This is a genomic window from Streptomyces sp. NPDC001393 (assembly GCF_053597455.1).
In genome coordinates this window covers 101,707-110,237 of the sequence record NZ_JBSFIH010000029.1, presented here as the reverse complement: position 1 = coordinate 110,237, position 8,531 = coordinate 101,707, and the positions used below count along the sequence as shown (strand labels likewise).

Annotated in this window: 11 protein-coding genes; 7 read left to right on the top strand and 4 right to left on the bottom strand. The window is 74.3% G+C overall.

The window, feature by feature from the left end; genetic code table 11:
• Nucleotides 1–137 precede the first annotated feature (137 nt).
• Nucleotides 138–836, top strand: coding sequence for an LppU/SCO3897 family protein (locus ACWC2T_RS27865; RefSeq protein WP_450673099.1), 699 nt, complete (start codon nucleotides 138–140; stop codon nucleotides 834–836).
• 130 nt (nucleotides 837–966) lie between these two features.
• Here ACWC2T_RS27865 and ACWC2T_RS27860 read toward each other — a convergent pair whose 3' ends face one another.
• Complete coding sequence (locus tag ACWC2T_RS27860; RefSeq protein ID WP_450673098.1) at nucleotides 967–1,674, bottom strand: copper homeostasis protein CutC; 708 nt, start codon at nucleotides 1,672–1,674, stop codon at nucleotides 967–969.
• Between the two features lie 122 nt (nucleotides 1,675–1,796).
• On the opposite strand from ACWC2T_RS27860, the gene ACWC2T_RS27855 reads away from it, so the two are divergent.
• Both ACWC2T_RS27855 and ACWC2T_RS27850 read left to right on the top strand, forming a co-directional pair.
• On the top strand, nucleotides 1,797–2,441 hold the full coding sequence (locus tag ACWC2T_RS27855) for an HD domain-containing protein (RefSeq protein WP_450673097.1): 645 nt from the start codon (nucleotides 1,797–1,799) through the stop codon (nucleotides 2,439–2,441).
• 27 nt (nucleotides 2,442–2,468) lie between these two features.
• Nucleotides 2,469–3,536 carry a GNAT family N-acetyltransferase gene (locus tag ACWC2T_RS27850; RefSeq protein WP_450673096.1) on the top strand — a complete coding sequence of 356 codons (1,068 nt, stop codon included), beginning with the start codon at nucleotides 2,469–2,471 and terminating at the stop codon, nucleotides 3,534–3,536.
• Here ACWC2T_RS27850 and ACWC2T_RS27845 read toward each other — a convergent pair.
• Together ACWC2T_RS27845 and ACWC2T_RS27840 are read right to left on the bottom strand one after the other, a co-directional pair.
• Nucleotides 3,518–3,796 (bottom strand): DUF4031 domain-containing protein, encoded by a 279-nt coding sequence (locus tag ACWC2T_RS27845; RefSeq protein WP_450673095.1) that lies wholly within the window; start codon nucleotides 3,794–3,796, stop codon nucleotides 3,518–3,520. The genes ACWC2T_RS27850 and ACWC2T_RS27845 overlap by 19 nt on opposite strands.
• Nucleotides 3,793–4,176, bottom strand: a complete 384-nt coding sequence (locus tag ACWC2T_RS27840) for a hypothetical protein (RefSeq protein WP_450673094.1) — start codon at nucleotides 4,174–4,176, stop codon at nucleotides 3,793–3,795. The genes ACWC2T_RS27845 and ACWC2T_RS27840 overlap by 4 nt, the downstream gene beginning before the upstream one ends.
• A gap of 56 nt (nucleotides 4,177–4,232) precedes the next feature.
• Here ACWC2T_RS27840 and ACWC2T_RS27835 point away from each other — a divergent pair, with 56 nt between their 5' ends.
• From ACWC2T_RS27835 to ACWC2T_RS27820, 4 genes are all read left to right on the top strand, one after another.
• Nucleotides 4,233–5,138, top strand: a complete 906-nt coding sequence (locus tag ACWC2T_RS27835; RefSeq protein WP_450673093.1) for a MurR/RpiR family transcriptional regulator — start codon at nucleotides 4,233–4,235, stop codon at nucleotides 5,136–5,138.
• A 67-nt stretch (nucleotides 5,139–5,205) separates the two neighbouring features.
• Nucleotides 5,206–6,129: an N-acetylmuramic acid 6-phosphate etherase gene (gene murQ, locus ACWC2T_RS27830; RefSeq protein WP_450673092.1), complete on the top strand. Its 924-nt coding sequence runs from the start codon at nucleotides 5,206–5,208 to the stop codon at nucleotides 6,127–6,129.
• 16 nt (nucleotides 6,130–6,145) lie between these two features.
• On the top strand, nucleotides 6,146–7,567 hold the full coding sequence (locus tag ACWC2T_RS27825; protein ID WP_450673091.1) for a PTS transporter subunit EIIC: 1,422 nt from the start codon (nucleotides 6,146–6,148) through the stop codon (nucleotides 7,565–7,567).
• Complete coding sequence (locus ACWC2T_RS27820; RefSeq protein ID WP_450673090.1) at nucleotides 7,564–7,803, top strand: hypothetical protein; 240 nt, start codon at nucleotides 7,564–7,566, stop codon at nucleotides 7,801–7,803. The genes ACWC2T_RS27825 and ACWC2T_RS27820 overlap by 4 nt, the downstream gene beginning before the upstream one ends.
• A 39-nt stretch (nucleotides 7,804–7,842) precedes the next feature.
• Here ACWC2T_RS27820 and ACWC2T_RS27815 read toward each other — a convergent pair whose 3' ends face one another.
• Entirely contained in the window at nucleotides 7,843–8,514 is a 672-nt protein-coding gene (locus ACWC2T_RS27815) for a class I SAM-dependent methyltransferase (RefSeq protein ID WP_450673089.1), read from the bottom strand.
• Nucleotides 8,515–8,531 lie beyond the last annotated feature (17 nt).

The window sequence follows — 8,531 nt, the reverse complement described above, 5'->3', positions numbered from 1 at the left end:
GGTGCGGCGAGTGGGGGCACCTCCCACGCCCTTAAGGCAGTGGGGGAGCGTGCATGGCGTCGCGGGGCAGGCGGGAATTTGACGACAGGGCCTAGGGTGCTCTGCGGTTCCGTCACGTCCCCATGGAAAGGCCTCCGTTGAGCACTCCACCGTCCCCGCACCCCGCGTACCAGCAGAGCCCCGGTGCCTACCCGCAGAACCCCGGGCCGTACCAGCAGGCTCCCGCGGGCTACCAGCAGCCTCCGGCGGGCCACCCGCAGGCTCCGGGGTCGTACCAGCAGGCCCCTGTGGGCTATGAGCAGGCTCCGGCGGGCTACGGCTACCCGCAGGCCCCGTACCCGCAGGCGCCGGGCGGCTACGGGCAGCCCTCGTACCCGCAGGCTCCCGGCGGCTACGGGCAGGCCGGGTACCAGCCGGCCCCCGGCGGCTACCCGAACGCTCACGGCGCCGGGTGCGACGTGTGCGGCGGAGCTCCCACCGTGGAAGTGACGGTCCGCGGTCACCAGGGCATGGTGGTGATCATGCGGCAGCTGCACCGGCGCGGCGTCTTCTGCCGCACCTGCGCGCTCGCCGTCTTCCGGAAGATGCAGTCGGACACCATGGCGCAGGGCTGGTGGGGTCCGATGTCGATGCTCATCACACCCGTCATCCTGCTGATCAACCTGTTCACCCTGGCCAAGATCCGCAAGCTCCCCGAGCCGGTCGGCGCCCCGCGCCCCGGACTGGACCCGGGCCGCCCGGTGCTCGCCCGGCCGATGGGGATCGTGGGCCTGTTCCCCCTCACCGGTTTCGCGCTGTTCGTGCTGGTCGTGTTCGTCGGGATGGCGGTCAGATAGCGGCACCGGCGGGGTCCGCGCCCCGAAAGGGGCGCGGGGCTGAGGCGACAGGCGAAATTCGGCTCCGCCGTGCGGGCGCGACCGGCCACGACTGCGCCGCACCCGGCGTACGACCTGCGGGCCTACGGCGCTATCCCGCGTCCAGCACCCCCGCGTCCAGCGCCCTCCGCCACTCGGCCACGGCCCCCTCGGAGACCGCCCCGGCCCACCCGGCGGAGCGCGCCGCGCCACCGATGTGGAAGGCGTCGATGCCGGCGTCCCGCAGCGGTCGCACATGCTCCAGTCGCAGGCCGCCACCGACCAGCAGCGTCTGGCCGTACCCCGGCTCGCCCCGCCGCGCCGCCTCCGCGACCAGCGTCGGCACCCCCTCGTCCACCCCGCCGGCGGCGCCCGCGGTGAGGTAGGTGTCGAGGCCGGGGAGGCCGACGAGCTGCTTGCGCAGGGCGTCGCGGTCGGCGGCGCGGTCGATCGCCCGGTGGAACGTCCACGCGCAGCCGTCCAGCACGCCGACCACCCGCTCCACGGCGGCCAGGTCCACCCCGCCGTCCCCGCCCAGGAAGCCGAGGACGAACTGGTCGGCCCCGGCCTCGCGCAGGTCGCCGGCCACCCGGACCAGGCGGTCCACGTCACCGGCGGCGAACCCGTCCGCGAGGCGGAGCATCACGCGCAGGTCGATGTCGACGGCGGCCCGGATCCCGGCGACGGTGGCGGGCGCCGGGCTGAGCCCGTCGGCCGCCATGTCGGTGACCAGCTCCAGGCGGTCCGCGCCTCCGGCCTGGGCGGCGACCGCGTCCTCGACGTCGAGTGCGATCACCTCCAGGACTGCACGCTTGCTCATGGCACCCCATTCGTCCGTCGGCCAGTACAGGTCTAGTCCAATTCCAAGAGTACGCCTGCACCAGGGCGCCCCTCACCCCCGACGGCACGCGGCGCGAGGGCGCGGCGCGGAAGAATGGGGCCATGGCCGACCTCGACGCCCTGCGCCTTCGTTTCGCCCGTGCGCTGGAAGCAGCCCGTGCCCCCGGCGGCGGCCCCGATCCCGCGCCGTACGCCGACAACCTGCTCGCCCGCTGGCAGGAGCCGCAGCGCCGGTACCACACGGTGGCCCACCTCACCGCGGTCCTCGACCGCATCGACGTACTGGAGAAGTACGCCGCCGACCCGGACGTCGTCCGCCTGGCCGCCTGGTTCCACGACGCCGTCTACCTCCCGGAACGGTCCGAGAACGAGGAGCGCTCGGCCCGGCTGGCCGAACGCGCGCTCCCCGAGGCCGGGGTCCCGCAGGAGACGGCGGCCGAGGTGGCCCGGCTGGTGCGGCTCACCGTCACACACGACCCGGCCGACGACGACCGCGACGGCCAGGTGCTGTGCGACGCCGACCTCGCGATCCTGGCGGCGCCCCCGTCGGCGTACGCGGCCTACACCGCCGAGGTGCGCGAGGAGTACCACTTCGTGCCGAACGACGCCTTCCGCGAGGGCCGTTCGGCGGTTCTGCGCCAACTCCTGGAACTTCCCCGGCTGTTCAGGACCCCGTACGGCCGGGAGCACTGGGAGGCCACCGCCCGCTACAACCTCGCCTCCGAGCTGGAAATGCTGTCGACCTGAGGGGGCGGCCGCCCTAGGGTTCGCCTCATGAGACCGATAAACGGGGATGACGTGACCGAAGCCGTGGCGGGCTGTACGGCGGCGCTGCGGGCGGCGGTGGACCGGGACTGGCGGGCCGTACGGGCCGGGCGGCTGGAGTGGGACTGCCACACCACCGCCGTCCATGTGGCCGACGACCTGATCGGCTACGCGGCCAACCTGGCCGGACGCGCACAGGACTCCTATCTCCCCTTCGAGCTCACCCTCGTCGAGGGCACCGACAACGCGGGCCTGCTGCACGTCATCGAGACGACCGGCGCGCTGCTGGCCGCCGCCGTCCGCACCGCCCCGCCCGGCGCTCGCGGCTTCCACCCCTACCCGTTCGGCAGCGCCGACGCCGAGGGTTTCGCGGCGATGGGCATCGCCGAAGTGCTGCTGCACACGCACGACATGGCCGGCGGGCTGGGCCTCGCCTACGAGCCGTCGGCCGAGCTCGTCGCCTCCCTCCTGGCCTGCCTCTTCCCGCACGTCCAGCCCGGCCCCGCCCCCTGGCCGACCCTCCTGTGGGCCACCGGCCGCGGTGAGCTGCCGGGCCGCGCCCCGGTCACCGAGTGGCGCTGGCGCAACAACCTCGTCATCCCGGCCGAGCGCCTCACCCTGACCGGCCTGCGCCCGGCCGCCGCCAAGGACCTGCGCCTGGGCGGGGACGGCGGCTTCGAGTGGATCGCCTCAGGGCCGTACGAGGGCACGCGGGACGCGGCGGGGATGCTGCTGAAGGCCTACGAAGCGGGGGTGCACCGGCCGGAGTTCGGGGTCTTCGCCCTCGTCCGGCACGAGGACGGCCGCGCGATCGGCGCCATGGGCTTCCACGGCGTCCCGGACGAGGACGGCCGGGTGGAGATCGGCTACGACCTGGTCGAGAGCGCCCGCGGTCAGGGGTACGCCACCGAGGCCCTGCGCGCGCTCGCGGACTGGGCGCTGGCCCGCGACGACGTCAGCTCCCTGTTCGCAACCGTCGGACGGAACAACACCGCCTCGCAGGCGGTGGTCACCCGGGCCGGGTTCACTCGGGTCAGCGACGAGGGCGCCGAGTTCGCCTACGAACTGCGCCGCTGAACAAGCCCCTTACGCCGGCGCAGTCCCGAGGCCCACAGCAGCCGCACCACCTCGCGGCTGCTGACCTCCACCGCCCCGGCGGCCACCGCGTCGGCGTACCGGTGCGAGGGGAGGTCGTAGTGGTCGCGCTCGAAGGCGCGCCTCGGGACGCCCAACTGTTCGACGAAGGCGTGGAGTTCGTCGTAGGACACATCGCTGACCACGTGCGACCACATGCGGCCGTGGCCGGGCCAGGCGGGCGGGTCGATGTACAGCGTCACGACGAGGTCAGTCCGCCCATGGCCGAACCCAGCGAGCCCACCGCCGCGACCTTCACGCCCGCCTTGTGGCACACCCAGTGCGGGTCGGGGCCCAGCTCGGGCTCCACGTCCAGCGCGTGCGGGTCGCCGGAGCCGCACACCGGGCACAGCGGCCAGCGGCCGTACCGGTCCAGCAGCGCGTCCTGTACGTCCTGTGCGACGAGCCCGGCGACATAGGACGCACCGTCCGGCCACTGCTCGATCCACCAGCGGCGTCCGGCGACGGAGTCCTCGACCAGCGAGACCACGTCCGCCTCCGCCACCTCGCCCGCGATCAGATCGGCGAGCACGAGGGCGCGCGCGGCATGCAGGGCCTGCTCAAGGGGACTGATGGGCTCCATGGAACCCATTGTGCGCACTCTTGACCCCGGCGCCGAACCGAAAATATCTTTCATATGTGACCCAGGACGTGAAGGAAATTTTCGGCAGCCCGGGTGGTTCCCTCGCCGCCAAGGTGCGCACCCTCGGTCCCTCCATGACCCGCTCCATGCAGCGCGTCGCGGAGGCCGTCGCGAGCGACCCGGCCGGCTGCGCCGCCCTCACGGTCACCGGCCTCGCCGAGCTCACCGGCACCAGCGAGGCCACGGTCGTGCGCACCGCCCGGCTCCTCGGCTACCCGGGTTACCGGGACCTGCGCCTGGCCCTCGCGGGCCTGGCCGCACAGCAGCAGTCCGGCCGGGCGCCCGCGATCACGACCGACATCGCGGTGGACGACCCCATCGCCGACGTCGTCACCAAGCTGGCCTACGAGGAGCAGCAGACCCTCGCCGACACGGCCGCCGGACTCGACACCGTCCAGCTCGGCGCGGCCGTCGGCGCGCTGGCCGGTGCCCGGCGCACCGACGTGTACGGCATCGGGGCGTCCGGGCTCGTCGCCCAGGACCTCACCCAGAAGCTGCTCCGCATAGGCCTCATAGCCCACGCCCACAGCGATCCGCACCTCGCCGTGACCAACGCGGTGCAGCTCCGCTCGGGTGACGTGGCGATCGCCATCACCCACTCCGGCTCGACGGGGGACGTCATCGAGCCGCTGCGGGTCGCCTTCGAGCACGGGGCCACGACCGTGGCCATCACCGGCCGGCCGGACTCGCCGGTCACCCAGTACGCCGACCACGTACTGACCACGTCCACCTCACGGGAGAGCGAGCTGCGACCGGCCGCGATGTCCTCGCGGACGAGTCAACTGCTCGTGGTGGACTGCCTGTTCGTGGGAGTGGCCCAGCGGACGTACGAGACGGCGGCGCCCGCGCTGGCCGCGTCGTACGAGGCGCTGGCCCACCGGCACCGGAGTTCCTCGCGCTAGACCGGCGACAGACCGCCGATGGACCGCAGGGAATCGCACACCCCCGCACTGGAGAGAGCCACCTCCCATGACCTCGCACGACCTGCGTCAGCAGTTGGCTTCGCTGACCACCGAAGCCTTCCGCCCCGAGCTCGCCGACATCGACCGCCTTCCCACCCTCGACATCGCCCGCCTGATGAACGGCGAGGACGCCGCCGTACCCACCGCCGTGGCGGCGCAGTTGCCCCGGATCGCCGCCGCCATCGACGCGGTCGCCGAGCGCATGGCCCGCGGCGGGCGGCTGGTCTACGCCGGTGCCGGCACCGCGGGCCGGCTCGGCGTCCTGGACGCCTCCGAGTGCCCGCCCACCTTCAACACCGACCCCGCGCAGGTCGTCGGCCTGATCGCGGGCGGCCCCGGGGCGATGGTGACCTCCGTGGAGGGCGCCGAGGACTCCGGGGAGCTGGCCCGCCGCGACCTGGACGCCCTGGGGCTCACCCCTGACGACACCGTCGTCGGCATCTCCGCCTCCGGCCGCACCCCCTACGCGATCGGCGCCGTCCAGCACGCCCGTGCGCTCGGCGCGCTGACCGTCGGCCTGGCCTGCAACGAGCACAGCGCGCTCGCGGCCGCCGCCGAGCACGGCATCGAGGTGGTCGTGGGCCCCGAGCTGATCACCGGCTCCACACGCCTGAAGGCGGGCACGGCCCAGAAGCTGGTCCTGAACATGCTGTCGACCATCACGATGATCCGCCTCGGCAAGACCTACGGGAACCTGATGGTCGACGTCCGGGCGTCCAACGACAAGCTGCGGGCCCGCTCCCGCCGGATCGTCTCCCTCGCCACCGGCGCCCCCGACGAGGAGATCGAGAAGGCGCTCACCGAGTCCGGCGGCGAGGTGAAGAACGCGATCCTCGCCCTCCTCGCAGGCGTCGACGGCCCGACGGCCGCCCGCCTTCTGGAGGAGTCCGGCGGCCATCTGCGTGCCGCGCTGGCGCACGCGGCGGACTGACCCGCACGCTCGGGACGTGCGCAACGACCCCGCCTCCACCGCGAACGCCGTCCTCCACCGGGTCGGCGGCCCGGCCAACGTCGTCTCCGTCGCCCACTGCATGACCCGCCTCCGGCTGACCCTCGCCGATCCGGCGGCGGTGGACGAGGAGGGGCTGCGGGCCCTGCCCGGTGTGCTCGGGGTGGTGTCCGACGGGCCCACCCGGCAGATCGTGCTCGGGCCAGGAGTGGTCGACGAGGTCACGGCGGAGGTGGCGGCACGGGTCACCGCCGCCGGCCGGCCCGAGCCCGCCGCCACCCGGCCCGAGGAACCGTCGACGCCGGTCAGGACTGCCCTGCGCCGGGTCGCGAACGTCTTCGTCCCGCTCATCCCCGCCCTGATCGGCTGCGGCATCCTGTCCGGCGTCGACGGCCTGCTGCTGAACACCGGCCTGCTGCCGGCCCTGACCCCGGCCCTGACCGCCATCGCCTCCGCCTTCCTGGCACTGATCGCGGTGCTCGTCGGCCACAACACGGCGAAGGAGTTCGGCGGCACGCCCGTGCTGGGCGGCGCGGTCGCGGCCGTGGTCGTGTATCCGGGCGTCGCGAAGGTGACGGCGTTCGGCACCCACCTCGCCCCCGGCCAGGGCGGGGTGCTCGGCGCGCTCGTGGCGGCGCTGCTGGCGACCCGCGTGGAGAAGTGGGTCCGGGGCCGGGTGCCGGACGCGCTGGACGTCCTGCTCACCCCCACGGTCACCGTCCTCGTCCCCGGCCTGGTGACGCTGTACGGCCTGATGTACGCGGCCGGCGCGGCGGCGACGGCGATCGGCACGGCGGCGAACTGGCTGCTGGCCACCGCCGGCGCGGCCGCCGGACTGCTCCTCGGCGGCCTCTTCCTCCCCCTGGTCATGCTGGGCCTGCACCAGGCCCTCATCCCGATCCACACCGCCCTCATCGAGCAGCAGGGCTACACCGTCCTGCTCCCCCTGCTGGCCATGGCGGGCGCCGGCCAGGTGGGCGCGGCGCTCGCGGTGTACGTCCGCACGCGCCACGACGTCTCCGTCCCCACGGCCTCCCTGCGTACGACGATCCGCTCGGCGCTCCCGGCCGGGCTGCTGGGCGTCGGCGAGCCGCTGATCTACGGGGTGTCGCTGCCGCTGGGCCGCCCGTTCCTGACCGCGTGCGCGGGCGGGGCGGCGGGCGGGGCGTTCGTCGGCTTCTTCGCGATGCTCGGCACGAAGGTGGGCGCGACGGCGATCGGTCCCTCGGGCTGGGCTCTGTTCCCGCTGCTCACGGGGAACAGGGGGGCGGGGGCGGCGGTGGCCGTCTACGGCGGCGGGCTCCTCACCGGCTACCTGGTCGGCTTCCTGGCGACCTACGTCTTCGGCTTCCCCCGCCGCCCCCCGAGTGGGCGCACCCGCGTGACGTACCGCACCGGCCGGTCGTTCCCCCGGGCATGATGAAGAAGCTCCTGGTCACCGCCGTTCTCACGGCGTCCGCCGCGGCCCTCGCCGCCCCCGCCCACGCCGACGACCGCAGCTCCGACGCCGGGGCCGTCAGGTGTGCCGAGAACCTCGCCGCGCTTCCCGCGCTCGCTCCCGTCGTTCCCCTCTCGCCGCTGTCACTCGCGGCCGGCGCCCTCGCCGCCGCCCCCGCGTGCGGGGCGCAGGGCGTTCTGGAGCGGGTCAACGGCTGACGACCGGGCCGGCCGGGCCCTCAGTGGCCCGCCGGGGCCTCAGTCGCCCGCCGGTTCGCCGGGCGCGCGCCAGACGAGGGTGTACCGCCAGAAGAGCCGCCGCCGCAGCCGGGCGCCGGGGAGCAGGTGCCGCGCCTGGCGGGTGATGTCGGCGAAGGTCATCTTCGGTTCGCGGGTGGGCGCGGTCATGGACACGGGCCGGTGCGCCGCGGCCCTCCCGCGGTTCTTCACCCATCCGGTCAGCACGTTCAGCGGCAGCGAGACCAGCCCCAGCGTCCGCTCGACGGCGGTCTCGTCCCGCGCACAGCCGACGACCACCAGCGTGCCGCCGGGCGCCAGCTCCCGCCGGAGCCGGGTGAGGGTCTCGGCGAAGGGAAGGTGGTGCAGCACGGCGACGCAGGTGATGACGTCGTAGGGGCCCGGCGGAAGACACTCCGGGGCGGCGGCGAGGGCGTAGCTGACGGGGGCGTCCGGGCCCGTCAGCTGCCGCGCCTTCGCCAGGATCCCGGGGTCGGCGTCCACCCCGACGACCAGGTCCGCGCGCCGGGCCAGCAGCCGGACCAGATCACCGCTGCCGCACCCGACGTCCAGGGCCGTGCGCGGACGGCGGGGCAACTGCCGTAGCAGCCACGGGTGATAGTGCGCGTTGTGGTCCCAGGGGTGGGCGGCGTTGAAACGGTGAAGGGCCTCGATCAGCCGGCTCGGCAGCATGGCCAGACCCTACGACG